Raw genomic sequence first — 26,772 nt, forward strand, 5'->3', positions numbered from 1 at the left:
GACACCCTGGAGGACATGAACCTCGACTTCGACCGCTGCTACCGGGCCGTCTCGTCCCGGGACACGCGCTTCGACGGGCAGTTCTACACCGCCGTCCGCACCACCGGCATCTACTGCCGCCCGTCCTGCCCGGCGATCACCCCGAAGCGGGCCAATGTCACGTTCCTGCCGACCGCGGCCGCCGCGCAGCAGGCGGGCTACCGGGCCTGCCGCCGCTGCCGCCCGGACGCCGCACCCGGCTCCCCACAGTGGAACGTCCGCTCCGATCTCGCCGCCCGGGCGATGCGGCTGATTCGTGACGGCGAGGTGGAACGCGGCGGGGTGGAGGGGCTGTCTGCCGCGCTGGGTTACTCGGCTCGGCAGCTCACACGCACACTCACGGTCGAGCTCGGTGCAGGTCCACTCTCCCTTGCCCGGGCGCACCGCGCACACACCGCGCGCCTGCTGGTCGAAACCACCGCAATGCCGATGTCGGACATCGCCTTCGCCGCCGGGTTCTCCAGCATCCGCCAGTTCAACGACACCGTCCGCGAGGTGTTCGCCGCGACACCGACACAGATGCGGGCCGACGCCGCGCGCCGCGGTTCCGGCCCGCCCTCGGCCGCAGGCACCGTCTCGCTGCGGTTGCCGTACCGTCCGCCCCTCGACCGCGCCTGGTTCGGCTGGTTCCTGTCCGCCCATGCGGTCCGGGGCCTCGAACAGGTCGTCGGCGGGCAGTACCGGCGGGTGTTGCGGCTCCCGCACGGCGCCGGGGTCGCGGCGGCCCTGCTCGCCGACGACCACGTACGCGCCGACCTGACCCTGCACGACATGCGTGACCTCGCCCCCGCCGTCGCCCGGCTGCGGCACCTGTACGACCTGGACGCCGACCCCCAGGCCGTCGACGACGCGCTGCGCCGCGACCCCGCGCTCGCCCCCGCGATCGTGACGACACCGGGCATCCGGGTTCCCGGATGCGTCGACCCTGGAGAGTTGCTGTTGCGCACCATGATCGGGCAGCAGATCTCGGTCTCCGCGGCGGCGACCCACACTGCGCGGCTGGTGGCGGAGCTGGGCGATCCGATCGAGGACCCACACCTGACGCACGCGTTCCCCTCCCCCGCGACGATCGCCGCACGTGGCCGAGAAGTGGTCACCGGGCCCGCTCGCCGAGTCGACGCGGTGATCGCGGTCGCGGCTGCGCTCGCCGACGGATCGCTGACGCTGCACGCGGGCCGGACCTCGGCCGACCTGCGCGCGGAGCTGCTCTCCCACAAGGGGATCGGTAGGTGGACCGCCGACTACGTGGCGATGCGCACCCTCGCCGACCCCGACATCCTGCTCGACTCCGACCTCGTCGCCGCCCGAGGCGCACACCTCCTCGGTGTGGACCTCCGCGCCCAGGACCGCTGGACGCCGTGGCGCTCGTACGCCTCGATGCACCTGTGGCACACGGCACTCGCCGCCCGCGGCGCGCTCGCGGCCACACCCGACCCCGATCCGAAGGAACCCCGATGACCGCCCACCACTGCACCGTGCCCACCGCCGCGGGACCGTTCACCGTCGTCGCCGACCGCGACGGTGCGGTGCTCGCGTCCGGCTGGACGCCCCACGTCGACGTCCTACTCCCCCTGATCCACCCCAGCCTGCGGCCGACCGAATCGACGGCGCGCGCCGACCTCGGCGAGGTCACCCGCGCCGTCACCGACTACCACGCCGGAGACCTGCACGGCATCGATTCGATTCCCGTGAAACAACACTCGGGCGAGTTCCTCGAGGCCGCCTGGGAAGTGCTACGGAAGGTCCCGCCCGGCGAGCCGGTGACGTACACCGAGTTCGCCGCGCTCGCCGGACGTCCGGCCGCGGTGCGCGGCGCGGCGTCGGCGTGCGCGCGGAACGCAGCAGCCCTGTTCGTGCCCTGCCACCGGGTGGTGCGGGTCGGCGGCGCCCTCGGCGGATTCCGCTGGGGATTGCCGACGAAACGCTGGCTCCTCTCCCACGAGCAGTCCGAGGGGTAGATTCGGCGCGTGCCCCGCCAGGAAGGACCGCCCGTGAGCGAAACGCCCACCACCGCCGACCCGAAACCGCCCCGGCGCCGCTTCATCGACCGCGGCGAGGTGCTCGGCGCCGGCGGCATGTGGCTAGCCAAGTGGTCGCTGTGCCTGGTCGCGATCGCGGCCGGAGCCTGGGTGGTGTGGGCGATCCTCGGCGAGCTGTGGGTCGTGGTGCTGCCGGTGCTGATGGCCATCGTCGTGTCCACCGTCCTGTGGCCGCCGACCCGCGCGATGACGAAGCGGGGCGTGCCGCCCGCCGCGGCCGCAGGCATCACGATCGCCGGATTCTTCGCCGTGCTCTCCGGAGTCATCGCGCTGATCGTGCCGTCGGTGGTGGACCAGGCCCCGGAACTGGCCAACAAGGCCAGCGAGGGCCTGCGGACGGTCCAGCACTGGTTGCAGGGCCCGCCGGTGAACCTGCGGGACGATCAGATCGACTCCGCCGTCCAGGCGATCATCTCCAAGTTGCAGTCGAGTGCGCAGTCCATCGCGACCGGCGTGTTCAGCGGCGTCAGCGCGACCGCCTCGATGCTGATCGCGATCGCGCTCGTCCTGGTGCTGACGTTCTTCTTCATCAAGGACGGGCCGCGGTTCCTGCCGTGGCTGCACTCGGTCAGCGGCGGCAGGGCCGGTCGCCACTTCGAGGCCGTGGCGGTGCAGGTGTGGGACACCCTCGGCGGCTTCATCCGCACCCAGGCGCTTGTCAGCTTCGTCGACGCGTTCTTCATCGGCCTCGGCCTGGTGATCCTGGGTGTGCCGCTGGCGCCGGTGCTCGCGGTGCTCACGTTCATCGGCGGCTTCATCCCGATCGTCGGCGCCTTCGTCGCCGGCGCACTGGCGGTGCTCGTCGCCCTGGTCGCGAAGGGCTGGACCACCGCACTGATCATCCTGATCATCGTGCTCGCGGTGCAGCAGCTCGAGGGCAACGTGCTCCAGCCGGTGCTGCAGAGCCGCAGCATGAACCTGCACGCGGCGATCGTGCTGCTGGCGGTGACCGCAGGCAGCTCTCTGTACGGCATCGTCGGCGCATTCCTCGCGGTCCCGGTGGCCGCCTGCGTCGCGGTGGTGATCCGGTACATCGGTGAACAGATCGACCGGCGACTCGACGAACAGGACGCGGCCGACGCCACCTCAGCCGGACCACCGGATGTCGGCGACGCGGCCGCCGACAACAGCGCCGGAAGCAACGGCACCGGCACCGGCAGCCTGCCCGGCCTCCCCGGCCCGGCTTAGGCCACCACCTCGAGCGTCGACCCGGCCCGGCCCCGCACCACGTGCAGCCGGCTCGGGATCCGCTGCCGCATCTCGTCGACGTGGCTGACGATCCCGACGACGCGGCCGCCCTCACGCAGCTCGTCGAGGACGCCCATCACCGACTCGAGGGTCTCGGCGTCGAGGGTGCCGAAGCCCTCGTCGATGAACATGGTGTCCAGGACCACGCCACCGGACTCGGCGGCGACGACGTCCGCCAGCCCGAGCGCCAACGCCAGCGACGCCAGGAACGACTCGCCGCCGGAGAGGGTCTTCGCGGACCGCACCACACCGGTGTAGTCGTCACGGATGTCGAGACCGAGACCGCCGCGTTTGCCGCGCGGACCGGCGCCGTCCTCGTGAACGAACTCGTAACGGCCGGAGGACATTCGGCGCAGCCGCACCGACGCCGACAATGCGACCTCCTCGAGCCGCGCCGCAAGGACGTAGGAGCGCAGCGACATCTTGCGCGCGTTCTGCCCGCGGCCGGCGATGACCTCGGCCAGCGCGGCCAGCTCCTCGTACCGGCGCAGCGCGGGTCCCAGAGCCTCGACCTCGGCGGCCAGTGCCTGTGCGTAGTGCTCGACCTTCGCGGCGCGGTCGTCCGCCGCGGTCGCGGCCTTCATGGCGTCGTCGCGGGCGGCGGCCGCGGCCGCGTGTGCCGCCTCGGCCGCAGACACGTCGGCGGGGTCCAGGGAAAGTGCCTGGACGACCGCCGGTTCGGCGAGCACCACCTCGGACCACACCCGCTCCTCGCGGGCGGCGGTCAGCACCGCCTCGATCTCGTCGATCCGCGACTGCGGGAGGACCGCGGCGCGGGCCTGCTCCGGGGTGTCGAAGCCGGCGTCGACGGCCGCGCGCGCGGCGTGCGCGCCGGCGTCCAGCGCGGCGGCCGCGGCACGGGACGCCGACGCCCGCTGGTCGCGCAGGGCCGTGGTCGCGGCGGCGAGCGCTTCGAGCCGGTCACGACGCGACTGCAGGTCCGTCTCCGCCCCGACGGCCTGCGCGATCTCCGCGTCCAGTTCGGCGAGGCGACGGGTCTCGTCGGCGATCCGCTGGTCCAGTGCGGCCAGTTCGGTGGCGAGCACCTCGGCGCGGCGGGCGAGGTTGTCGCTCTCCCCTCGCAGTCCGGTGAGTGTCCTCGCCGCCGCGGGCTCCGCGGCGGCCGCGGCCTGCGCGGCCGTGTGGGCGTCCTCCGCCGCGGCAACCGCGGCGAGGAGGGTGCCCCGGTCGGTGTCACCGGCGCGGTCGGCGAGCACCTGCGCCCTGCGGTCCAGGTCCGCGAGCAGTGCACCCGCGCCGTCCACGTCCCGGCCGCACTGCTGTTCGACGGCCCGAGCGGCGTCCTCGTCGGCCTTGGTGACGGCCCCGTCCGCGGGGCGGGCGAGCTCGGGATGGTCCCCCGACCCGCACACCGGGCACCGGTCGCCGTCGGCGAGATCGGCGGCCAGTTCCGCGGCCATCCCCGCGATCCGCCGCTCCCGCAAGTCCGCAAGCGCCTCCCGCGCGTCGAGATGGGCGAGGCGGGCCCGCTCGTGTCGCTCGCCGGCGGCGGCGCGCTCGGCACGCACCCGGTCGAGTTCGGTGGCCGCGGCGACCCGTTCCCGCGCCGCGTCGAGCTGTTCGGCCCGCAACGGCACCATCGCGGCGACGTCGCGAACCCGGCTCAGTTCCGCCTCGCACCGCTCGATCTCCGCCGGAACCGCGGCCCGACGATCCGCGACCGCGGTTGCGGCAGAAGCCAATTCGGCACGGCGGGCGCGTACGCCCTCGTGCTCGACACGCGCCGCGCGACGCTGCGCGTCCCGGTCGATCAGGTCACGCAGGCGGGCGGCCTCCGCCCCCCAGTCCCCGACCGCCACCGCCAGGATTTCCGCGTCCCCCGGTCGGTCCGGCCAGGAGACGCGGCCGACCAGGGCCGCTCCCTCCGGCTCCCGGGCGACGGCGCGGGCGAGTTCGTCCACGCGGGTCCGCTCGGTCGCGCCCGCCCGGTCGGCGCGTTCGGCGAGCACGTCGGCCGCCGTCACCGGCACCGCGCGCACGGCGCGGTCGTGTTCGAGGGCGAGCGCGTCCCGCGCTTCGCGTCCCGCGGCCACCTGGTCGAGTTTGGTCCGGGCCTGGGCGGCCCGGTCCTGCAGCTGCCGCACCTCGCGGGCGCGGCGCAGGGCGTTCTCGGTGCGGACCGCGGCCGACTGGGCCGCGGTGAGGGCGAGGGCCGCGGACTCGCCCACCTCTCGCGCCTCGTCGACCAGCCGCGCCGCCCACGCGACCGGATCGGCGTCCGCGCCGGCCTCGATGCCCGCCGCCGCCGACACCTGCGCCGCCAACCGGTCCACCGCGGCCTTCTTGCCGGACACCGCGGTCTCGGTCTCACGACGCCGATTCGCGAACCACTCCTCGACCGTGGCGAACCGCCCGGTGTCGAACAGCCGCTCGAGCAGCACGCCCCGCTCCTCGGTGTCCGCCCGCAGGAACCGCGCGAAGTCGCCCTGCGGCAGCAGGGCCACCTGGAAGAACTGGTCGGCGCTCATCCCGAGCAGCCGCCCCACCACCTCACCGATCTCGTCGAGCCGGGTCAGGTTCTCGCCGTGACCGTCCAGCCATTCGAGGGTGGCCTTGGCGTTCTCCTTGGTGGTGCCGGTGCCGCGCAGCTTGGGCCGCTGGAACTCGGGGCTGCGGGTGATCCGCAGTCGCCGGCCGCCGATCGTGGCCTCCAGCACCACCTTCGGTGGCGTTCCGGGGGCGGCGTGGTCGGACAGCAGCCGCTTGCCCTCCTGCCGGGCGCCGGGCACCCGCCCGTACAACGCGAATGCGACCGCGTCGAGGATGGTGGTCTTGCCCGCGCCGGTCTGGCCGTGCAGCAGGAACAGCCCGTCCGCACCGAGCTCGTCGAAGTCGACGGTGACGGTGGAGCCGAACGGGCCGAACGCCGTCACCTCGAGTTCGTGCAGCCTCACGCGACGGCCTCCACGCCGCCGGAGGGCGGACCGTCGACCTCCCGGTCCGCCGCGCCCAGCGCCTGTTCCACCCACCGCAGCTCGCTCGCGGTCGGCTCGGCGCGGACGTCGGTGAGGAAGCTGGTCACGATCCCGCGGTCGCTGCGCCCGCGGACCTTGTCCCGATACTTGAGGTCCGAATCATCCTGCGGGCGTACCCATTCCACGTGCACCAGATGCGGGAATCGGTCCCGGAGCACCCGCATCGCGTCCACCGGGCGGACCGGGTCGGTCAGGACCGCCGACACGTAGTCGCCGGTGGCGGACGCGAACGCGTCGTCGCCGAGCAGTTCCTCGACGGTGCCGGTCAGCTGGCTCAGCCCGCGCACCACCGGAAGGTCGTGGCGGTCGACCCGGGCCAGCCCGTCCGCGTCCAGGTCGGCGATCCACACCGCCTTGCGGTGGGTCCGTTCGCCGAACGAGTACGGCAGGGGCGAACCCGAGTACCGCACGCAGTCGGTCAGAGTCTGGGGTGAATGGAGGTGACCGAGCGCGACGTAGTCGGCACCGTCGAACGCCGAGACGGAGACCGTCTCGACCCCGCCGACCGAGATCGACCGTTCCGATCCGGTCGCCTCCGCACCGACGACGAAGGCGTGGGCGAGCACCACCGACCGGGCAGGCGTGCCGGCACGTGACCGGTCGGCCAGGTCCTCGCGGACCCGGGTCATCGCCGCGTCCAGGATGTCGGCGTGGGTGCGTGCCGTCGGAACGCCGAGTTCGGCGCGGGTGGTCTCCGGTTCGAGATAGGGAATGCCGTAGAAGGCGACCGGGCCGTGCTCGTCGGACAGCACCACCGGCGTCGAGACCTGACCCACCCTCGTCATCAGGTGCAGGCCACCGGCCGCGGCGAAGGCCGCGCCGGCACCGAGGCGGGCCGGCGAGTCGTGATTGCCGGATGTCGCGACGATCACCGCACCTGCGGCCCGGATCGCCTCGAACCCTCTGTTGCACACCGTGACGGCGTCCGCGCTCGGGACGGCCCGGTCGTAGACGTCACCGGGCACCACGACGACGTCGACTCCGTGCTCGGTCACCAGCCGCGCGATCGCGTCCAGCGCGGCGGCCTGGTCCGCCAGCAGATCGACGCCGTGGAAGGTGCGCCCGATGTGCCAGTCGGAGGTGTGCAGGATTCGCATGTGCCGACCGTAGACGAGGGCACCGACACCGCCGCCGACGCCAGGCCCCCGGCACGCGTCGACGGAGATCGTTCCCACAAACGGTCCCGCCAACGGTGGGATCGGGCCGGCAGCAGCTAATGTCTAGACGTGTCTGCAACCCAACGTGCTCGATCCGGGGTGCCGCTCGCGCAGCGATCGGCGCTGGCCACAGTCCCGGGCGTGCCTGCCTGGGGCGCCGTCGCGATCGCGGTGGCGGCCACGCTCGTCGGGTTCGTCATCGACGCGGTCCGTGGCAACGAACTGACCGCGGCGTTCTCCGTCTTCTTCTTCCTCGGTTGCCTCGCCGCGATCCTCGCGGTCCGCAACCGCGGACTGTTCACCGCGATGGTCCAGCCCCCGCTGATCCTGGTGGTCGCGGTGCCGCTCGCGTACCAGCAGTTCTCGCCCGGGGGCGGCGGCCTGAAGGATCTGCTGCTCAATGTCGCGATCCCGCTGGTCAACCGGTTCCCGCTGATGCTGGCGACCACGCTCGTCGTCTGCGCGATCGGTGCCGGACGCATGTACATCCGGCACCAGGCGGCCGGCATCATCGCCCGGCCCGCGCGCCGATCCGGCAGTGCGCGGCGCACCGAGACCGAACCGCGGACGGTGGCGGATCGGACCGAAACCGTCGCCGAACCCGACCGGCCACGCGAGCAGCAACGGTCCGAGCGTCCGGTCCGCCGCCCCGCCGGGCGGTCGGCGGACCCGTCCCAGCCCGCACATGCACCGGGCAGCTTCCCGACGGGCCGCTACCCGGCACGTGCGGCGCACAGCGAATCGTCCGAGGAGCGGACCGAATCGTTCGACCGCCCGCAGCAGTTCGCGCGCCCCCACGAGCGGGCACCCCGCCCCGATCGGCCGGCGCAGCACGACCGGCCGGACCGCACCCAGGGACGCCGTTACGAGGCCGCGCCGGCACAGCCCGGTCCGGCGTACACCGGTTCCCGCCCGGCCGCCCGGGCCGAGGGCCACGAGTACGGATCGGAGCCCGAGGTCCCGCTGCACCCGATCCCGCAGGTGCGGTACCGGGACCGCGGCGACACCCCGCAGGACCCCCCGTACCGCTACCGCTGAGCGGGCTTGCGCAGCTCGCGCGGCAGCGAGAACACCAGCGTCTCGTTCGCGGTCGTGACGGTCTGCACGTCACCGAAGCCGTGCTCGGCGAGCAGTTCGATGACCCCGCCGACCAGGATCTCCGGCACCGACGCCCCTGAGGTGACGCCGACCGTGCGCACCCCCTCCAGCCATGCCGGGTCGATCTCGCGGGCGTAGTCCACCAGGTGCGACGCCTTCGCGCCTGCACCGAGGGCGACCTCCACCAGTCGCACCGAGTTCGACGAGTTCCGGGAACCGACGACGATCACCAGATCACACTCGGGCGCCATCGCCTTGACCGCGACCTGCCGGTTCTGGGTGGCGTAGCAGATGTCGTCGCTCGGCGGATCCTGCAGCTTGGGGAACTTCTCCCGCAGTCGGGAAACGGTGGCCATCGTCTCGTCGACACTCAATGTCGTCTGCGACAGCCAGATGACCTTGTTCTCGTCACGAACGGTCACCGCGTCGACGGATTCGGGGCCGTCCACCAACTGCACGTGGTTGGGCGCCTCACCGGCGGTGCCCTCGACCTCCTCGTGCCCCTCGTGGCCGATCAGCAGGATGTCGAAGTCGTCGCGCGCGAATCGCTTCGCCTCCTGGTGCACCTTGGTCACCAACGGGCACGTGGCATCGATGGTGTGCAGGCTGCGGGCGTCCGCGGCCTCGTGCACGGCCGGCGAGACGCCGTGCGCGGAGAACACCAGCACCGACCCCTCCGGCACCTCGTCGGTCTCGTCGACGAAGACGACGCCCCGCTCGGCGAGGGTGTCCACGACGTGCCGGTTGTGCACGATCTCCTTGCGCACGTAGATCGGCGCGCCGTGCTTCTCGAGCGCCCGCTCGACCGTTTCGACCGCACGGTCCACGCCGGCGCAGTAGCCGCGAGGTTCGGCGAGCAGGACCCGCTTGCCGGTCGCCGAGTTCGACGCGCCGGTGCCGGTGATTCCCAGGTTCAGGGGGACAGCGGAAGACATGCCTCCAGGGTACGGGGGGCGGCGAGGTGGGGCCCCGCCAGCCGGGGGCGCCCCGTGTCCCGGCTACCAAATGACGCCCCGGTAGGGCACTCTAGGACCATGTTCCGTCCCCCTTTCGCCGCCCGCGTGGCTGCCGGTATCGCGGCAACGATCGTCGAAGAGGTGCAGAAACTGCCTGCCACGGCGGTCACGCTGCCGATGACCGCGGTCAGCACGGTGCTGCAGACGGGCATGCACGTGCAGCAGGCCGTCACCGCCCTGGCCATCAAGGGGGACGAGGCACTGTCGGGATTGTTCCCGCAGTCCGAGGAACAGCCCTCGTGGGCCACATTCGACGAGGACGCCGACGCGTCCCCGCAGCACAACGGCACCGGACGGTCCGCGCCGGCACCTGCCGCCCCGGCGAACCAGGGCCGATTCGAGCTGTACTCCATGACCCCGGCCGAGGGCGCCACCACGGCGGAGCCGAAAGCCCCCAAGGCGACGGCCACCGCCCCGAAGGCCGCGGCGACGAAGGAACCGGCCACCGACGGTGAGCGCCCCGAGATCGCCGAGTACCTGGACTACGACAACCTCACCCTCGCGCAGTTGCGGGCGCGGCTGCGCACCCTGTCCATCGAGGAATTGACCGCGCTGCTCGACTACGAGAACGGCACCCGGAACCGGGCCCCGTTCCAGACCATGCTCGGCAACCGCATCACCTCCGCCAGCGCCAAGTGACCGCTGCCAGCCCCACCCCGCCGAGCACCCGGCCCTCGGCCCAGACGTCGAACTCCGCCGAGAACCCGTGGCCGGTCCGGTCGGTGTCGACGAAGGTCGCGGCCTGGATCGACCGGCTCGGCAGCATCTGGGTCGAAGGTCAGATCACCCAGATCAACGTCCGGCCCGGCACCCGGACGGCGTTCCTGGTCCTGCGGGATCCGTCCGCGGACATGTCGCTGTCGGTGACCTGCTCCCCGACCCTGATCCGGGACAGCCCGGTTCCGCTGACCGAAGGCACCAGGGTCGTCATGTTCGGCAAGCTGTCGTTCTACACCGGCCGCGGCACCGTCTCCCTGCGGGTGACGGAGATCCGGCCGGTCGGGATCGGGGAACTGCTGGCCCGGATCGAGCGACTTCGGGGACTGCTCGCGGCGGAGGGCCTGTTCGACCCCCGGTTGAAGCGGCCGCTGCCGTTCCTGCCCCGCACCATCGGGCTGATCACCGGCCGTGCGAGCGCGGCCGAACGCGACGTGCTCAGCGTCGCCGGCGCCCGGTGGCCTGCCGTGAACTTCGCGATCCGCAACACCGCAGTCCAGGGTCCGACCGCGACCGCGCAGATCGTCGAGGCGCTCGCCGAACTCGACGCGGACCCGGCGGTCGAGGTGATCGTCCTGGCTCGCGGCGGCGGCAGCGTCGAGGACCTGCTGCCCTTCTCGGACGAGACGCTGTGCCGGGCGATCGTCGCGTGCACCACCCCGGTCGTCAGCGCCATCGGCCACGAGCCCGACAACCCGCTGTGCGACCTGGTGGCGGACGTCCGGGCGGCGACACCTACCGACGCGGCCAAGAAGGTGGTGCCCGACGCGGTCGCCGAGCAGGCGCTGGTCGCGGACTTCCGGGCGCGCGGCGCGGCGGCGCTGAGGAACTGGGTGGCGCGGGAGGCCCGGTCGCTGGCCGACCTGCGCAGCCGGCCGGTGCTCGCGGACCCGCTCGCGGCGGTGGAACGTCGCGCCGAGGACGTGACGCGCCTGCGGGAGGCGGGCCGACGCGACATCCGAAGGCTGGTCGACGGCCAGTCGACAGTGCTCGAACACATGGCGGCGCGGCTGACCACGCTCGGCCCGGCCGCGACGCTCGCCCGCGGCTACGCGGTGGTGCAGCGGGTCGTGCCGGGTTCGGATCCGGAGGTGCTGCGGTCGGTGGAGGACGCTCCGCCCGGCACCCAGCTGCGGGTGCGCGTCGCCGACGGCGCGGTGATCGCCGCGGTCATGGGCAGGGACAAGTCAGGAGAACAGAAGTGAACGAACCCGTGTCCGAGCTCGGCTACGAGGCCGCCCGCGACCAGCTGGCGGAGGTGGTCAAACTGCTCGAGCAGGGTGGCCTGGACCTCGATCACTCGCTGGCACTGTGGGAGCGGGGCGAGGCACTGGCCAAGAGGTGCGAGGAGCACCTCGCGGGTGCGCGGGCCCGGGTCGAGAAGGCCCTCGCGCACACCGACGAGGACTAGCCGCCGCGATCGGGGCGGTCAGGACAGCGGTTGGGCCTGTCCGACCGCGTCGGCGAGCTCGCCGAACTCCTCGGTCGAGCCGCTGCCGGTGATCAGCACCCGCACGTCCCCGAGATCGGTGACCCAGATCGGCTCGCTGCCCTCCTCGCTGAACTGCACCCAGGAGTTGCCCGCGAACTGCTCGGCGCCGCTCGCGGTGCGCGGTCCACCGGCCACCCACGACACCAGGGGCTCTTCCGCCGCGGCCGACTGGCTCAACTGCAGGTAGCGGCCGGCGTCGGTGATGTAGCCGACGGTGCTGACGTCGCCGCCGTTGTCGCCGCTGACGGTGCCCCGGCTACCGGAGTTCGGCTGCCAGGCGTCGGGCACGGCGGGATTGCGGATCGGAAAGTCCAGTTCGGCCGCGTCGAAACCCAGCGCCGCCTTCACGTCGAACTGCGGGACCGGTCCGGCGGTCGGGCCGCCGGGGCTGAACGAGCACGACCGGGCGACCCCCGCGATGATCACCGCGAACAACACGAGCGGGATCAACGACCAGATGATGTCGCGGTTGTTCTGAAGAATTCGGGGTTTGTCGCCAGCTGCCACGACAACGAGTATCCCAGCATGCCGCGCGGTGACGGCGGTCGGGACCACCACCGAAACCCGTACGCAAAGTTACATACATGTGGTTAGTTGTCGGACCATGAGCCTTCGCAGCCGACTCCCCCGGCCACACCGTCTGGCCCTGGCGATCACCGGTGTGGCTCTGGCCGTGGCGGCGACGACGGCGCCGGCGACCGCGACCCCACACGTGCCGGGCGACGTGGAGTACCACGACCTGCTCGATCTCGTGCCCGCCAACGCCGACGCCGAGGATCCGGGCGGGCTGGACCCGCGACTGCCCACCGACTCCCGGGTTCTCGGTCGGGCCGTCGCCGCGGCCCGCGCCGACCGACTCGCGCCCGTCCGCTACTCGACGCTGCTGCACCAGTACTGGCTGGCGCGGGGCGCCGAGGCATCGGGCATCGACCTCGGCACCTGGGATCCTCGCACCGGTTTCGCCGCGAACGCGGAACTGGTGAACCGGGTGTACGCGAACTACGGCCGCTATCAGAGGGAGCGGGCCGAACTGAACTGGGCGGGCATGGCCGGGATGGCTGGAGCATCGTTCACCGCCGGCTTCCTGGACATCGACACCGGGCGGGGCGTGCTGTCCGTGGACGCGGTGCACCGGATCGGCGAAGCCGTCGCGGCGGCGGTCGGCACGCTGCCCACGGACGCGGCGGAACGACTGCCGGACGACGTGCGCGCCCTGGCCACCGTCGCGCCCACCCTGACCGCCGACGATCTGGACTGGTACCAGCAGCGACTGCTCGTGATGCAGAAACACATCTACTTCGACATGGTGCCGATGCACGAGGCCTACCTGACCGAGGGGCGGCCCGCGATCGAGGAGATGCGCGCGGCCGGACTGCTCGACGCCAACACCGAGGCCGCCTGGGAGGCGATCTTCACCGGCTCGCCCGAGGGGCGCGCGGACGCGGTCGTACGGATGGCGGACCGTGAGCAGAACACGATCGTCGCCGACCAGTGGGACGCGACGGCTCGCGGCCGGGACGGCGCCGGGCGCGTGCTCGCATACGTCACCACCGTCGCCGCGCAGCCGTCGATCCCCGGCACCCGCGCGCCGGGCGTCTTCGCACCGCTCACCGTGCACGCGGCGACGGCGCCCGGCGGGGCCGGCGTCCGGGTGCAGGCGCCGCTGCCCGACTTCAACTGGGCCGACCGGGGACCACGCTGGCGGTACATCGCAGGGGACACGGCGCCGGCCTACCGTCTGCTCGCCGAGCAACGGCCCGGCGAGATCGGGGCGCTCCTCGGCCTGCCCTTCGCGACCTTCGCCGATCAGCAGCGGGTGGTGGCGCGCGCACCGGCCCTGATCCGCGACCTGACCACCGGGTGGTCCGTGGTCGCGGGCCAGTAGACCGGCTCGGGTGGACGCGGGCGCCGGATGAGACAATTACGCCGCGCGATTCGTTTCGCGTCCACGAACACACCCAGGGCGGCTTTCCGGTCGCCAGCGAGGAGGCACCGCCCATGACGGCCAGCACGAGTCACCGCGAAGCACCGGACCGGAACCTCGCACTCGAGTTGGTGCGGGTCACCGAGGCTGCCGCGATGGCCGCCGGCCGCTGGGTCGGGCGAGGCGACAAGGAGGGCGGCGACGGTGCCGCCGTCGACGCCATGCGCCACATGGTCAGCTCGGTGTCCATGCAGGGCGTCGTCGTCATCGGTGAGGGCGAGAAGGACGAAGCCCCGATGCTGTACAACGGCGAGGAGGTCGGCAACGGCGACGGTCCGCTGTGCGACGTCGCGGTCGACCCGATCGACGGCACCACGCTGATGAGCAAGGGCGCGCCCGGCTCGATCGCGGTGCTCGCCGTGTCCGAGCGCGGCGCCATGTTCGACCCGTCTGCCGTGTTCTACATGGACAAGATCGCGGTCGGCCCCGAGGCCGCCGACGTGATCGACCTGGCCGCCGGTGTCGCCGAGAACATCCGCCGCGTGGCGAAGGCCAAGAACCGCGCGGTCTCCGACACGACCGTGACGATCCTCGATCGCCCGCGGCACGCCGACATCATCCGCGAGATCCGGGAGACCGGCGCCCGCATCCGGCTGATCTCCGACGGCGACGTGGCCGGCGCGATCGCCACGGCCCGCCCCGACTCCGGCGTCGACATGCTGCTCGGCATCGGCGGCACCCCCGAGGGCATCATCGCGGCCGCGGCGATGCGCTGCATGGGTGGCGCGCTGCAGGGCCGGCTGGCCCCGAAGGACGACGCGGAGCGGGAGAAGGCCCTCGCCGCCGGCCACGACCTCGATCGGGTGCTGCGCACCGAGGAACTCGTCACCGGCGAGAACATCTTCTTCTGCGCGACCGGTGTCACCGACGGTGAGCTGCTCAAGGGTGTGCGCTACTACGGCGGCGGCGCGACGACGCAGTCGATCGTCATGCGTTCCAAGTCGGGCACGGTCCGCATGATCGAGGCCTACCACCGCCTCGAGAAGCTGCACGAGTTCTCCTCGATCAATTTCACCGGCGTCGACGGCGCACAGCCGCCGCTGCCCTGACGAGTTCTCCCCGCAACACTCCAGCTGAAGGGTCCCTTCGTGCGCCACGCGCGCAACAAGGGGCCCTTCGGTCGTTGCGGCGGTGGCAAGCTGGGTGCATGACTGAGAACAGCGAACCGCAGTTCCGCATCGAGCACGACACCATGGGCGAGGTCCGGGTTCCGGTCGACGCCCTGTGGCGGGCACAGACTCAGCGCGCGGTGGAGAACTTCCCGATCTCCGGCCGGGGTCTCGAACGCGCCCAGATCCGGGCACTCGGACTGCTCAAGGCGGCGTGCGCCCAGGTCAACCGGGATCTCGGTCTGCTGGACGCGGAGAAGGCCGACGCGATCGTCGCCGCCGCGACCGAGATCGCCGACGGCCGCCACGACGACCAGTTCCCGATCGACGTGTTCCAGACCGGCTCGGGGACCAGCTCGAACATGAACGCCAACGAGGTGATCGCCTCGATCGCGCTCGCGCACGGGGTCGAGGTACATCCGAACGACCACGTCAACATGTCGCAGTCGTCGAACGACACCTTCCCGACCGCGACGCATCTCGCCGCCACCGAGGCCGCGGTCAGGGACCTGATCCCCGCCCTCGATCATCTGCGACTTGCCTTGGTGGACAAGGCAACCGAGTGGCGCACCGTGGTCAAGTCGGGCCGCACCCATCTGATGGACGCCGTGCCGGTGACGCTCGGGCAGGAGTTCGGCGGCTACGCCCACCAGGTCGAGGCCGGTATCGAGCGGGTCGTGGCCGCACTCCCCCGCCTCGGCGAACTGCCGATCGGCGGCACCGCGGTCGGCACCGGGCTCAACGCCCCGGACGGGTTCGGCCCGAAGGTGGTGGCGAGGCTGGTCGACTCGACCGGAATCGATGCACTGTCGCCCGCCCGCAACAGTTTCGAGGCGCAGGCGGCGCGGGACGGGCTGGTCGAGGCGTCGGGGGCCCTGCGCACGATCGCGGTGTCGCTGACGAAGATCGCCAACGACATCCGCTGGATGGGGTCGGGTCCGCTGACCGGTCTCGGCGAGATCCGCCTGCCGGACCTGCAGCCGGGCAGTTCGATCATGCCGGGAAAGGTGAATCCGGTGCTGCCGGAAGCGGTCACCCAGGTCGCGGCGCAGGTCGTCGGCAATGACGCGACCGTCGCCTGGTGCGGCGCCGCGGGCGCGTTCGAGCTGAACGTCTACATCCCGGTGATGGCCCGCAACATCCTCGAATCGATTCGGTTGCTGGCCAACGTGTCCCGACTGTTCGCAGACCGCTGCGTCAAGGGGCTCGTCGCGAACACCGAACACCTGCGCACGCTGGCCGAGTCGTCGCCGTCGATCGTGACGCCGTTGAACTCGGCGATCGGCTACGAGGAGGCGGCCGCGGTGGCGAAGGAGGCGCTCAAGGAGCGCAAGACGATTCGGCAGACGGTCATCGACCGCGGGCTGGTCGGCGACGGCCTGTCCGAGGAGGAGCTGGACCGCCGCCTCGACGTACTCGCGATGGCAAAGGTCCCGCCCGCGACGAAGTGACGCGGACGGGACCTGCGCGGTGGCGCCTGGCGATTGGGCGCTACCGCGCGCCGTCCCAGGCGTCCACACGCACCCAGTCGACGTAGAAGTTGCCGCTGCCGAGGTCGGGGTACAGGCTGGACTCGAGTTGCAGCTGCCAACGCATCGGGGTGTTCGGCACCCCGCGGTGGGACTCGAGCAGAACCCTGCCGTCGAGGATGAACCGGACGGTGTCCGGGGTCCACTCGGTTGTCACCGTGCGCCACTGGCTGAAGTCGGAGTAGTCGTACTCCGAGATGACCTGCGAGTTCGCCGTCGCGTCGGGTTCGGCGAAGTGGTGGTACCCGCGAATCGGGCCGGTCAACTCGCCCTCGGGGAAGTTCAGCTCGCCCTCGCTCGGCCAGACCTCGGACGTCGGCCACAGCAGCATCGCGAGCCGGTAGCCGGTGATGTACGGGTGGCTGGTCTTGATGCGGGCGGAATAGCGGCCGTACAGCTGCCCCTGCTCGTCGCCGGAGATCACCGGGGACAGGTTCGCACCTGCCCGCTTCCCGTCGACCTCGTGCAGGTTGTAGTCGAGGGCGCCGTCGTGGACGCTGAGCACCTGGTCGGCTCGGTACGGGAAGCTGTTGAAGGTGTCGGTGTAGCACTCGGGGTAGGTGCGCCAGCGGGTGTTCTCGGTGCCGGTGTAGACGATCTTGCCGGGATTGTTGCACTCGGCGTTGGCGAAGCTGCCCACCGGTGCGTCGGTGGTGAAGTCGTCGACGAAGATCTCCTTCCAGCCGGCCAACTGTTCACGCGGTGCCGCCTGGGTGCCGGACACCGGAGTGCTCAGGCTGCCGGTCACGTTGCTTCCGACGTCGGCGCTGCCGACCCATTCGAGTCCCTCGGGCAGCGTGATCTGGGCCGAGGCGGCGGGCGCCGCGACCACCCCGAGTGCGGTGAGCGCGGCGACCGCTACGCCTACGCGGCGGCGGAAGTGGCGGGTTGAGCGGGGCATCCGAAACTCCAAGAGGTGAGGGAAAGTTCGTTGCTCACCTTAAAGGCCCTGTCGGAATTTCCGGGATGTCAGGTTCGGATGCTCAGGCCGCCGGGTCGTACGCCCACACCGAGACCCAGTCGACGAGCAGGTTGCCGTTGCTGGTACCGGTTCCGTTCGTCTCGGTCTGCAGCTGCCAGCGCATCGGCGTCGACGGCACCCACGCGGTGCTGTCGAGGACCACCCTGTCGTCGAGCAGGTATCGGATCCGGCCGGGTGACCACTCGATCGTGTAGGTGTGCCAGTCGGTGAACCGGGCACCGATGTCGGCGGCGACGTCCTGGCAGCCGCCGACACACGACCCCGCGCCGGAGTAGTGATGGAAGCCGCCGACGGTGCCGGCGAGGCCGCCCTCGGGGAAGTCGAATTCACCGTCGACCGGCCATCGCTCGGACTGCGGCCAGAGCAGCCACGCCACGTAGTACTCGTTCAGGTTGGCGTTGTCGACCTTGAATCGCGCCGAATACCGGCCGTAGGTCTGATATTGACCGACGCCGTCGATCAGTGGCGACGGATTCGCTCCGGCGGGAATTCCGTTCACGGGGTGCAGATGGAAATTCATCACCCCGTTGCCGACACTGAGCACCTCGTCGGGTCGATACGGACGTTTCTGATATGTGTCGAGATAGCAGCTGGGGTACGTGCGCCACTTCTGCCCCTGCGCGCCGGTGTAGACGATGCGGTCCGGGTCGCACGCGTTCGCCCATGTCCCCACCGCCGCGTCCTTGGTGAAGTCGTCGACGAAGATCTGCCGCCAGCCGGGCAGATTGCCCTTCGGGGCAGTCACTCCGGACGGAGAGACGGGCGCAGCGACCGTGGTGGTCGGGACCGCGACCGTCGTCGTCGGGGCGACGGTGGTCGTGGGGGCGACGGTCGTGGTGGGAGCGACCGCGGTGGTCGTCGGGGTGGTCGGCACGGATCCGGAGTATGCCCACCGTTGCGCGGCGGCGCCGCTGCACGAACGCATGGTCACCGGGTTCCCGTCCACCTCCCTGCCACCGGTGTTCTCCACACACAGGCCGCTGGCCTGCGACGACACCGATCCGTCGGCGCGCGGATTCCACCGCTGCGCGGCCGCGCCGGTGCACCCGGAGATGGTCAGTGCCGCACCGGGTCGGTTCGTCTTCGGGGTCAGGCACTTGCCCTGCACCCGCACGGTGCCGTCCGACTCGACGCTCCAGTTCTGCGCGGTCGACCCGTTGCACCCGTACACCTGCACCGGGTTTCCGTCGGTGGTGACACCCCACTTGTTGTCCAGGCACAGTCCGCCCTGGGTGCGGACGGTACCCGCGGTCGCGGCCGCGGCCTGGAATGTCGTGACGATCCCGCCGGCGGTGGCGCCCGCCGCGACGACCAGGGACAGCAGCAGCCGCGTCACGGAGCCGCGACCGGAATTCACGAATCGATAGGAAGAACTTTCGGGACCGACGACTTCTCGAACGGCAGGAATTTTGCGCACACGACGATGAACCATTCTTTTCCCCATTCATGACGATGGGCACGGAGGGCGGTTCGCATGCGGTACCGAAAAAGGTGTTCAGAAATGAACGCTAGCACGGCCCATTCCGGTTATCCGGGCAAGCGGGGCCACAAAACACGCACCAAATTCTCACCCTCCCTGCGGGCGGCGCGGACCGAGGGCGGGCGAACCTGACTCCCCCACGACGGCCTGCGTGTGCTTAAACTGCCGAACGACATCCGGGAAGTAAGGGAAGGCATACCTGTGCGAGTGGTGGTGACCGGTGGCGCCGGCTTCATAGGGTCGACGCTCGTCGACCGGCTACGCGGTGACGGCCACCGGATCCTGGTCGTCGACAACCTCAGTCGCGGCAGGGAACACAACCTCGCCGCAGCGCTGGCGACCGACGCCGTCGACCTCGAGACGCTCGACATCCGCCACGACGACCTCGGACCCACCTTCGAGGCATTCGCGCCCGAGGTGGTCTTCCATCTCGCCGCGCAGATCGACGTCCGGCGCAGCGTCACCGACCCGATCCTCGACGCCGAAACCAACATCCTCGGCACGATCCGGGTCGGCTCGGCGGCCGCATCGGCCGGGGTCCGCAAGGTCGTCTTCACGTCCTCGGGCGGCTCGATCTACGGCACGCCCGCGAACCTCCCTGTCACAGAGCAAGTTCCGGTGCAACCGGTGTCGCCCTACGCGGTGAGCAAGGTCAGCGGCGAGATCTACCTCGACAGCTTCCGGCAGTTGCACGGACTGGAGTGCTCCCACATCGCTCCGGCCAACGTGTACGGCCCTCGCCAGGACCCGCACGGCGAGGCGGGAGTGGTGGCGATCTTCGCTCGCGAGATGCTCGCCGGACGCCCCACGACCCTGTTCGGAGACGGCGGCAACACCCGCGACTACGTGTACGTCGACGACGTCGTCTCGGCCATGGTCGCCGCGTCCGGTCCGCTCGGATCCGGCCTGCGGTTCAACATCGGCACCGGGGTGGAGACCAGCGATCTGGAACTGAACCGCCTCGTGGCCCGCGCGACGGGCGCGACCACCGAGCCGGTGTGGAAACCCGAGCGACCCGGCGACGTCCGACGATCCGCGCTCGACGCCGGCCTGGCCCGCAGCGTCCTCGGCTGGCGCCCGTCGGTCGATCTCGAGGAGGGAATCGCCCGCACCGTCGCACACTTCCGGGCCACCGACCCGACCCGGCCGGTGTCAGTCTGAGGTGCCCGTGACCGACCGCTCCACCGTCCGGGTCGGCCACCTGGACGTGATGCACAGCCGTACCCGGGTCACTGCGATCATCGGGCCGGTCCATCTGCCGCCGGACGACGTCGTGGCAGCGAGACTGGCGACGATGACCGCGGTCGGGCCGCACGCCCGCTTGGGGTTGCGTCCCTCGTCGCGTACCAATCGCTGGACGTTCGATCCGATCGCCAACCGCCCCACCGTGAGCCGCATCGATCCGCCGTCGTCACCACTCGATCTGCTCGACCTCCCCTCGGATGCCGGCACTCCCGCCGAGGATCGTCCGACCAGCATCGTCCTGGCCGGCGACTACATGCGCACCGATCACAATCACGGTCTCGGCGAGGTGGCGCTCGGACTGACGATGCACGGCGTCATCCTGGGCACCATCGATCCGGCCGACCCGCACGTGTGGCGTTCGGCGAAGCGCCATGGAAGTGGGATCGCGACCGCCGCCGCCCGCACCTACGGCTCGGACCCGCGGCGGGTCTGGGCACTGCGCGACTCGGCCCGCCGGAAACCTGCCGCCACCGATGCCCCGGAGGCGATGGAACCGTGGACACCGTCGCGCACCGGCGTCGTCACCACGATGCCCTCGGCGACAGTGGCGCAGTTGCGTTCCTGGCGGGATGCCCACGCGTCGGATGCGTCGATGTTCGCCGTGGTCGCCTCCGCACTCCACCGCGGTCTCGCGAGCGCCGGCCTGCCGATCGACGACGTCGCGACGGTGACCCTGGACGCCCGCCGGTACCTGCCGAAAGGGCGTGTCCCGCTGGGGAACTTCGTCTCCGGACTGGAGTTCGACCTGGGTCCGGCACCGACGCCGGAACGGATCCACCGGGCCAGCGCCGGCGCGATGGCGTCGGGACGCCCGGTGGCGAACCTGGCCCTGAACGCGACCCGCACCCGCATCGGCCTCCGCTCGGCCGCCCCGCGGAACGCACCCCTCGAACGTCCCGGCAGCCCGAGGGCCCGACTGCTGTTCTCGAGCCTCGGGGCCGTCCCCCGAGTGGGCGCCGTCCCGTGGCTCGACTCCGCGGAACCGTTCTACGTCGCCCACAACGATCCCACCGGACCGGATGGCATCACCATCACCTGGGCACTGATCGAGGGCGCCGTGATCACGTCGGCCTCCTTCCACGGCACCGTGTTCGACCGGGAACAGGTTTCGGCCGGGCTCGCGCGGGCCGCCGCCGACCCGTTGGAACTGCTGCAGTGACCCCGTTCCGCGGCTGCCGATCGACACCGTAAGATAGGCAAGCCTTCCCTACTTAAGGGAGGGCCGTGCCCCAATGACGATCCCGGAGTTTCGCCTTGGCCTCGACGACCCGCCCCGACCCCGGGCTCGCCATCCTCATCAGCTGCTACACGCTCGACCGCCTGGACCTGCTGGTCGCCGGGATCGACGCGGCACGCGCGCAATTGCGGCCAGAGGACGAACTGATCGTCGTCGTCGACCACAATCCCGACCTCGAACGGGAGCTCCACGCGCGGTTCCCGAGCGGGGTCACCGTGGTCGCCAACGAACACGAACGCGGGCTGTCCGGTGCCCGCAACACCGCGGTCGCGACCGCGGCCGCCGAGATCGTGGCCTTCCTCGACGACGACGCCGTGCTGCGGCCGGGCGCGCTCGATGCCGCGCGTTCGGCCTTCGCCGACCCTTCGGTCGTCGCCGTCGGCGGCGCGGTGATCGCGCGGTGGGAGTCCGGTCGACCGCCGGCGTGGTTCCCCGAGGAGTTCGGCTGGGTGATCGGTTGCGACTACCGCGGACTGGCCGGGGACGGCGCCGAGATCCGCAATCCGATCGGTGCCGCGATGGCGGTGCGACGCGCCGAGCTCCTGAAGATCGGCGGGTTCTCCGACCGACTGGGCCGGGTGGGCACCGTGCCCGCAGGCTGCGAGGAAACCCTGATGGGTATCGAACTGCGACAGCGCTTTCCTCGGTCGCGGATCGTGCGGGTGGCTGCGTTCGCGGTGGACCACACCGTGCCCGATTCCCGCGCCACTCTGCGCTACTTCACAAGCCGCTGCCGGCACGAGGGTCGGTCGAAGGCCATCTTGTCCGGCATGGTCGGCGCCGAGGCCGGGCTGTCCGCGGAACGGAGTTTCGTGGTGCGCACACTGAGCACCGGGGTGCTGCGCTACCTGCGTCAGGCCGTCACCGGTCAGGGACTCGCGTCGCTGAGCCGGATCCTGGTGCTGGTCCTCGGACTGTTCGTGACGGCGGGAGCGACCGCCGTCGGATCGATCCGGTTGCGCGGGAAGCGGAGCGCCTCCGACGAGACTCCGGCCGCGCTCGTCGCGCACGAACCCACCATCCGTGAGGACGAACTGGTCACCGTCGTGATCCCGACCGTGGGACGCGAGTCGCTGCTCGCGACGGCACGCGCGGTGCTCGCGCAGGAGCACCCCAACATCGAACTGCTGGTCGTCGACAACCGTCCGCACCGCGCCGACGTGGCGCGGATCGTCGCGGACATCGACGATCCGCGGCTGCGGGTGATCGACCAGCCGGTGCCGGGTGTGTCCGCGGCACGCAACATCGGCCATCGCACCGCGTCCGGGCGGATCGTCGCGTTCACCGACGACGACGCCCTGCCCGACCCCGGCTGGATCACCGGAGTCGTCAACAGTTTCCGTGCGGACCGCGCCGGTGCCGTCGGTGTGGTGACGGGGCGCGTGCTCGGCACCGAGGCGACCAACCGTCAGCAGGAGTGGTTCGAGGAGGCCAAGGTCTTCGACAAGGGTGCGGCAGCCACCGTGTGGGCGTTGCGTCCTCACGAGAAGGACGCCGTCCTCGGCGAGTTCGGCACCCACGGCCCGTTCTTCCCCTACACGGCCGGCGAGTGCGGGTCGGGCAACAACATGGCGTTCCGGTCGAACGCACTGGAGTCCATCGGCGGCTTCGACGAGCGTCTCGGCACCGGGACCGCGACCCGCGGTGGCGAGGACCTCGACGCCTTCCGGGCCGCACTGCTGCGCGGCTGGTCGATCGCCTACAACCCGGACGCCGTGGTCCGGCACTACCACCGTGACAACATGGCCGACCTGCGCACGCAGAGTTACGGATACGGCACCGGTATGGCCGCGTCACTGACCAAGTTCGTCCTGTCCGGGCATGTCCGGCCGATCCTGTCCCGATTCCCACGCGGACTGCACATGCTGCTGTCCCCCGCCTCCACCAAGAACGCCGACCTCCCCTCCGACTGGCCGCTGCACCTGCGCGTCCTCGAGGCGTGGGGCTACGTGACCGGTCCGGTGCTGTTCGTCCGCAGCCACCTGGCCGCACGGCGGACGGGGGCGAACCGGTGACCGCCACCGAGGTCGCCGCTCACCGGGCGCCCGAGCCCGGGACCGTCGGAACTCCGCGTGTGGTCCGGTACGGCTGGAATCCGCTCGCCGCGTTGCGCGTCGGCGCCGCCGTGTCGGTGGCGATGCTGCTGCTGAACCTGCTTGTCGCCACGGGAAGCGCGGAGATCATCCCCGCGCCCATCCGGATCCTCGTCGCACTGGCGGGCGCCACCCTCGTTCCGGGCCTGCCGGTCGCGGTGGCGCTGCGCATACCCGGACGCGCACTGTTCGCCGCACTGGTCGTGTCGGTGTCGCTGGCCACCGTCATCCTCGCCGCCCAGTTCACGATGGTCCCGCAGTGGTGGAACCCGCTGACCGTGCAGACCCTGCTTGCGGCAGGATCGCTGATCGGCTGTGTCGCCGCGCGCCGCACCCTGCCCGCACATCACGAGGTCCCTCACGGCGACCTGCACTACCTGCGGACCTGGAACCGCACACGCGCACTGGGTCTCGGCGCGCTCGCGGCCGCGCTGGCGCTGTTCGCCGTCGCCGCGTCCGACCTGGACTTCATGGGTGCGGGGCACTACGGGATCATCACGCAGATCGGGGTGGTGTACCCGATCGGGCTGCTCGTTCTCTGCGGCACCGTCGTCGTCGCCCTCACCCGCTCGCGCGTCGACCACGTCCTGATGTCGGCGGCGACGTTGGTGTTGATCACCTACACGACGATGCTCGTCCCGGCCGCCAGCGGGGTGACCTCCGTTCCCACCGCATTCGTGCACCGGGGCTTCATCGCGACGCTGGGTGCCGGTGAACGCCTTCCGGACGCCATCGACGCGCGGTTCAGCTGGGCCGGGTTCTTCACCGCCGGTGCGCATCTCGTCGCAGTGGCGGATCTGCCCGATGTGTCCGCCCTCATGACGTGGGCACCGCTCTTCATGGGTGCGCTCCTGGCGTTCCCGCTGTACGCGATCGCCATCGCCGTCACCGGCCGGGCCCGGCTGGCCTGGCTGGCGGTCGTGCTGTACCAGCTGTTCAACTGGTACCAGCAGGACTACTTCGCGCCCCAGGCGGTGGCGCTGGTGTTCTACACGACGATCGTCGCGACCCTGCTGTGGCAGTTACGCCGGGCACCCCTCCCGGAAATCGGGCCCGGCATCGGCCGATTCCTGGTCACCGCGCCGCGGCGCACGCCAGGGCTGGTCCCCGGCTTCGGCTCGGCTCGCACCCTCGCCATCGGCGCGGTGCTGCTGCTCCTGATCGTCGCCAACACCGTCACCCACCAGATCACCCCGATCCTGGTGATCATCGCCCTCGCGTTCTTCTCGCTGTTCGGGGTGACGCGCTACCGGACCCTGTGGCTCGCCGCCGGCCTCGTGTTCGCGGCCTGGTTCAGCTATGGGGCGACCGACTTCTGGACCGGTCACCTGCAGTCGATCTTCGGCGAAATCGGCCAGATCGGAAACTCCGTCAACCGCGGTGTCGGCGAACGGCTCTCCGGCGACCCCACGTACCAGCAGATGCAGTACCTGCGAATGGGTGCGTCCGGCCTGTTCGCCGGTGTCGCATTCATCGGATGGCTGTTCTCGCGCGGGCGCCGGACCTGGCTCGTGGCGGGAGCGGTGTGCGCCGCCCCGTTCACCCTGGTGCTACTGCAGAGCTACGGCGGCGAGATGATCATCCGCTGCTTCGTGCTCGCCTCACCGGTGCTCGCCCCGTTCGCGGCGATCGCCGTGGCCCGGGCGGTGAACTGGCTCCGCGGACGGCTCGGCCGCCATGCCGCCGCACCGACCGGGGGATGGACGACGGTGACCGCCGGCACGCTGGCATTGGTGGCGCTCGGCACCCTGCTGACCACGAACCGCGGCCTGAACACCTCCTTCGAGGCGTCGACGCGCGAACAGGTCACCGTCACCGACGAATTCATCGCCGAGGTGCCCCCGGGCACGACCGTCATGTCGTGGTCACACGCGCCGCACAGCAACGGTGTCCGGCGCACGCTGGACCCCCTCGGGCCCCGGATGATGTTCATCGACAGCTATCCGTGCCTCGACGACCTCGCCAACTGCGCGAAGACCCGAGATCCGTCGTACGTGTATCTCACCACCCAGGGCACCGGAATGCTTCGCCTGCAGTACGGCATGTCCCAGGAGTACCTGGACGCGCAGCTGGACGCCATCCTCGCCACCGGCCGGTACGTGCCGATGCTCGAGCGCGACAGCATCACCATCCTGCGCCGCGTCGATTCCCCCGTCATCGAATTCGAGAACTCATGAGCCTGACCGTATTCTTCTACCTCCTCGCCGCCGCCCTCCTGCTGGCGGGTGTGGTGATCCGCGAGCGCGAGGTTCCCGGCACCGGCACCATCGGGCGACGTCCACGCGCGCAACTGATCTCGCTGGCCCTCGCGGTCTGTGTGGTGACGGCGGCAGCGCTGACCTTCATCCGGCTGATCACGATGGCCGTTGGATGATCTCGCGCCCACTACGAGCCGCGGTCGCGGCGCTGGCCGTCGCTACCTGCGCCTCCTGCACCATCGCCACGGACCCGACCGAGAACCGCGATCCGACGCAGGCCGCGACGACCTCGGACGACTGCGGCCAGGCACAGTCGCCGGGCGGCACACCCGTTCCCACCGGCGACCTGGCCGGCTGGAAGCAGATCTTCACCGACGACTTCGACCGGTGCGATCTGGGTCGGCAGTGGGGCACGTACAGCGGTCAGCCGGGCGGCAACCCGCACGGCTGGTGGGACGAGGAGATGGTGCGGGTCGAGGGTGGGGCACTGAACCTGCTGTCGCAGCGCACCTCCGACGGGTGGGTCAGCGGCGGCGTGTCGAACTACCCGGTGACGCAGCAGTACGGCCGGTGGGAGATCCGGATGCGTGCCGACCGCAGCGACGACATCTCGTACCACATGCTGCTGTGGCCGCAACGCGAGAAGTGGCCCCCGGAGATCGACTTCGCCGAATCCGTCAGCGGTGACCGGACGCAGATGGACGCGTTCCTGCACTGGGTCGGCGACGATGCGGAGAACCAGAAGTCGCACGCGGCGGTGAACGGTGATTTCTCGCAGTGGCACACGGTCGGGGTGGAGTGGGGTCCGGGTATCATCCGCTACCTGCTCGACGGAAAGGTCTGGGCGGAGGCCCATTCCGACGCCATGGTCCCCGACGAACCGATGTGGCTCGGACTTCAGGCCGAGGCCGGCGCCTGCGAGCGCCGCGTCGACTGGGGTCTGGCACCGTGTTCCGAATCGGACGCGCTGCGGCCTGACTCGGTGCGTGTGCAGGTGGACTGGGTGACCGTCTACGAGCCGGTGATGCCGGATCTGGAGGCGATGCAGAAGCGCGGCGTGTTCGATCCCGACCCGAACGCCGTCCAGCTGACCGAAGGGCCCAGCTGACCGGA

22 protein-coding genes are annotated in these 26,772 nt (G+C 71.1%); 16 read left to right on the forward strand and 6 right to left on the reverse strand.

What is annotated here, in order from left to right:
• The first annotated feature begins 15 nt into the window (after positions 1–15).
• Genes ACWDUM_RS02160 through ACWDUM_RS02170 form a run of 3 tightly spaced genes read left to right on the forward strand, consistent with a single transcriptional unit; the run spans position 16 to position 3,266 of the window.
• A complete protein-coding gene (locus ACWDUM_RS02160) occupies positions 16–1,497 on the forward strand; it encodes a DNA-3-methyladenine glycosylase 2 family protein (protein ID WP_450132707.1) in 1,482 nt (493 codons plus the stop codon).
• A complete protein-coding gene (locus ACWDUM_RS02165) occupies positions 1,494–1,997 on the forward strand; it encodes a methylated-DNA--[protein]-cysteine S-methyltransferase (RefSeq protein ID WP_450132708.1) in 504 nt (167 codons plus the stop codon). The genes ACWDUM_RS02160 and ACWDUM_RS02165 overlap by 4 nt, the downstream gene beginning before the upstream one ends.
• 9 nt (positions 1,998–2,006) lie before the next feature.
• Complete coding sequence (locus ACWDUM_RS02170; protein ID WP_450132709.1) at positions 2,007–3,266, forward strand: AI-2E family transporter; 1,260 nt, start codon at positions 2,007–2,009, stop codon at positions 3,264–3,266.
• On the opposite strand, the gene ACWDUM_RS02175 is transcribed toward ACWDUM_RS02170, so the two are convergent.
• On the reverse strand, positions 3,263–6,241 hold the full coding sequence (locus ACWDUM_RS02175; RefSeq protein WP_450132710.1) for an AAA family ATPase: 2,979 nt from the start codon (positions 6,239–6,241) through the stop codon (positions 3,263–3,265). The genes ACWDUM_RS02170 and ACWDUM_RS02175 overlap by 4 nt on opposite strands.
• On the reverse strand, positions 6,238–7,419 hold the full coding sequence (locus ACWDUM_RS02180) for a metallophosphoesterase family protein (protein WP_450132711.1): 1,182 nt from the start codon (positions 7,417–7,419) through the stop codon (positions 6,238–6,240). Before ACWDUM_RS02180 ends, ACWDUM_RS02175 begins: the two co-directional genes overlap by 4 nt.
• Positions 7,420–7,548: 129 nt before the next feature.
• Here ACWDUM_RS02180 and ACWDUM_RS02185 point away from each other — a divergent pair, with 129 nt between their 5' ends.
• Complete coding sequence (locus tag ACWDUM_RS02185; protein WP_450112892.1) at positions 7,549–8,517, forward strand: DUF6542 domain-containing protein; 969 nt, start codon at positions 7,549–7,551, stop codon at positions 8,515–8,517.
• Here the strand turns inward: ACWDUM_RS02185 and ACWDUM_RS02190 are convergent.
• Complete coding sequence (locus tag ACWDUM_RS02190; protein WP_450112891.1) at positions 8,508–9,512, reverse strand: 4-hydroxy-3-methylbut-2-enyl diphosphate reductase; 1,005 nt, start codon at positions 9,510–9,512, stop codon at positions 8,508–8,510. The genes ACWDUM_RS02185 and ACWDUM_RS02190 overlap by 10 nt on opposite strands.
• A 99-nt stretch (positions 9,513–9,611) precedes the next feature.
• Here ACWDUM_RS02190 and ACWDUM_RS02195 point away from each other — a divergent pair, with 99 nt between their 5' ends.
• Genes ACWDUM_RS02195 through ACWDUM_RS02205 form a run of 3 tightly spaced genes read left to right on the forward strand, consistent with a single transcriptional unit; the run spans position 9,612 to position 11,721 of the window.
• The gene (locus ACWDUM_RS02195; RefSeq protein WP_450112890.1) at positions 9,612–10,232 is read left to right on the forward strand and encodes a lipid droplet-associated protein; all 621 of its coding nucleotides are present in this window, start codon (positions 9,612–9,614) and stop codon (positions 10,230–10,232) included.
• A complete protein-coding gene (gene xseA, locus ACWDUM_RS02200; protein ID WP_450112889.1) occupies positions 10,229–11,515 on the forward strand; it encodes an exodeoxyribonuclease VII large subunit in 1,287 nt (428 codons plus the stop codon). Before ACWDUM_RS02195 ends, xseA begins: the two co-directional genes overlap by 4 nt.
• Positions 11,512–11,721 carry an exodeoxyribonuclease VII small subunit gene (locus tag ACWDUM_RS02205; protein WP_450112888.1) on the forward strand — a complete coding sequence of 70 codons (210 nt, stop codon included), beginning with the start codon at positions 11,512–11,514 and terminating at the stop codon, positions 11,719–11,721. Before xseA ends, ACWDUM_RS02205 begins: the two co-directional genes overlap by 4 nt.
• An 18-nt stretch (positions 11,722–11,739) precedes the next feature.
• On the opposite strand, the gene ACWDUM_RS02210 is transcribed toward ACWDUM_RS02205, so the two are convergent.
• Positions 11,740–12,309 (reverse strand): DUF4245 domain-containing protein, encoded by a 570-nt coding sequence (locus tag ACWDUM_RS02210; RefSeq protein WP_450112887.1) that lies wholly within the window; start codon positions 12,307–12,309, stop codon positions 11,740–11,742.
• A gap of 97 nt (positions 12,310–12,406) precedes the next feature.
• Between ACWDUM_RS02210 and ACWDUM_RS02215 the strand changes: the two genes are divergently transcribed.
• The 3 genes from ACWDUM_RS02215 (at position 12,407) to ACWDUM_RS02225 (ending at position 16,346) form a co-directional block, all read left to right on the forward strand.
• Complete coding sequence (locus ACWDUM_RS02215) at positions 12,407–13,687, forward strand: hypothetical protein (protein WP_450132712.1); 1,281 nt, start codon at positions 12,407–12,409, stop codon at positions 13,685–13,687.
• Positions 13,688–13,800: 113 nt separating this feature from the next.
• Positions 13,801–14,835: a class II fructose-bisphosphatase gene (gene glpX / locus ACWDUM_RS02220; protein ID WP_450112885.1), complete on the forward strand. Its 1,035-nt coding sequence runs from the start codon at positions 13,801–13,803 to the stop codon at positions 14,833–14,835.
• Between the two features lie 98 nt (positions 14,836–14,933).
• Entirely contained in the window at positions 14,934–16,346 is a 1,413-nt protein-coding gene (locus tag ACWDUM_RS02225) for a class II fumarate hydratase (RefSeq protein WP_450132713.1), read from the forward strand.
• 40 nt (positions 16,347–16,386) lie between these two features.
• On the opposite strand, the gene ACWDUM_RS02230 is transcribed toward ACWDUM_RS02225, so the two are convergent.
• Positions 16,387–17,325 carry a glycoside hydrolase family 16 protein gene (locus tag ACWDUM_RS02230; RefSeq protein WP_450132714.1) on the reverse strand — a complete coding sequence of 313 codons (939 nt, stop codon included), beginning with the start codon at positions 17,323–17,325 and terminating at the stop codon, positions 16,387–16,389.
• A gap of 82 nt (positions 17,326–17,407) precedes the next feature.
• Entirely contained in the window at positions 17,408–18,763 is a 1,356-nt protein-coding gene (locus ACWDUM_RS02235; RefSeq protein ID WP_450132715.1) for a ricin-type beta-trefoil lectin domain protein, read from the reverse strand.
• 324 nt (positions 18,764–19,087) lie between these two features.
• Between ACWDUM_RS02235 and ACWDUM_RS02240 the strand changes: the two genes are divergently transcribed.
• The 6 genes from ACWDUM_RS02240 (at position 19,088) to ACWDUM_RS02265 (ending at position 26,767) form a co-directional block, all read left to right on the forward strand.
• Positions 19,088–20,047 carry an NAD-dependent epimerase/dehydratase family protein gene (locus tag ACWDUM_RS02240; RefSeq protein WP_450112881.1) on the forward strand — a complete coding sequence of 320 codons (960 nt, stop codon included), beginning with the start codon at positions 19,088–19,090 and terminating at the stop codon, positions 20,045–20,047.
• A 7-nt stretch (positions 20,048–20,054) separates the two neighbouring features.
• Complete coding sequence (locus tag ACWDUM_RS02245; RefSeq protein WP_450132716.1) at positions 20,055–21,290, forward strand: hypothetical protein; 1,236 nt, start codon at positions 20,055–20,057, stop codon at positions 21,288–21,290.
• 95 nt (positions 21,291–21,385) lie between these two features.
• Positions 21,386–23,383 carry a glycosyltransferase family 2 protein gene (locus ACWDUM_RS02250; RefSeq protein WP_450132717.1) on the forward strand — a complete coding sequence of 666 codons (1,998 nt, stop codon included), beginning with the start codon at positions 21,386–21,388 and terminating at the stop codon, positions 23,381–23,383.
• Complete coding sequence (locus ACWDUM_RS02255; RefSeq protein WP_450132718.1) at positions 23,380–25,638, forward strand: hypothetical protein; 2,259 nt, start codon at positions 23,380–23,382, stop codon at positions 25,636–25,638. The genes ACWDUM_RS02250 and ACWDUM_RS02255 overlap by 4 nt, the downstream gene beginning before the upstream one ends.
• A complete protein-coding gene (locus ACWDUM_RS02260) occupies positions 25,635–25,835 on the forward strand; it encodes a hypothetical protein (protein ID WP_450112877.1) in 201 nt (66 codons plus the stop codon). Before ACWDUM_RS02255 ends, ACWDUM_RS02260 begins: the two co-directional genes overlap by 4 nt.
• Positions 25,832–26,767 carry a glycoside hydrolase family 16 protein gene (locus ACWDUM_RS02265; protein ID WP_450132719.1) on the forward strand — a complete coding sequence of 312 codons (936 nt, stop codon included), beginning with the start codon at positions 25,832–25,834 and terminating at the stop codon, positions 26,765–26,767. The genes ACWDUM_RS02260 and ACWDUM_RS02265 overlap by 4 nt, the downstream gene beginning before the upstream one ends.
• Positions 26,768–26,772 lie beyond the last annotated feature (5 nt).

The sequence above is a fragment of the Rhodococcus sp. NPDC003322 genome, from assembly GCF_053589555.1.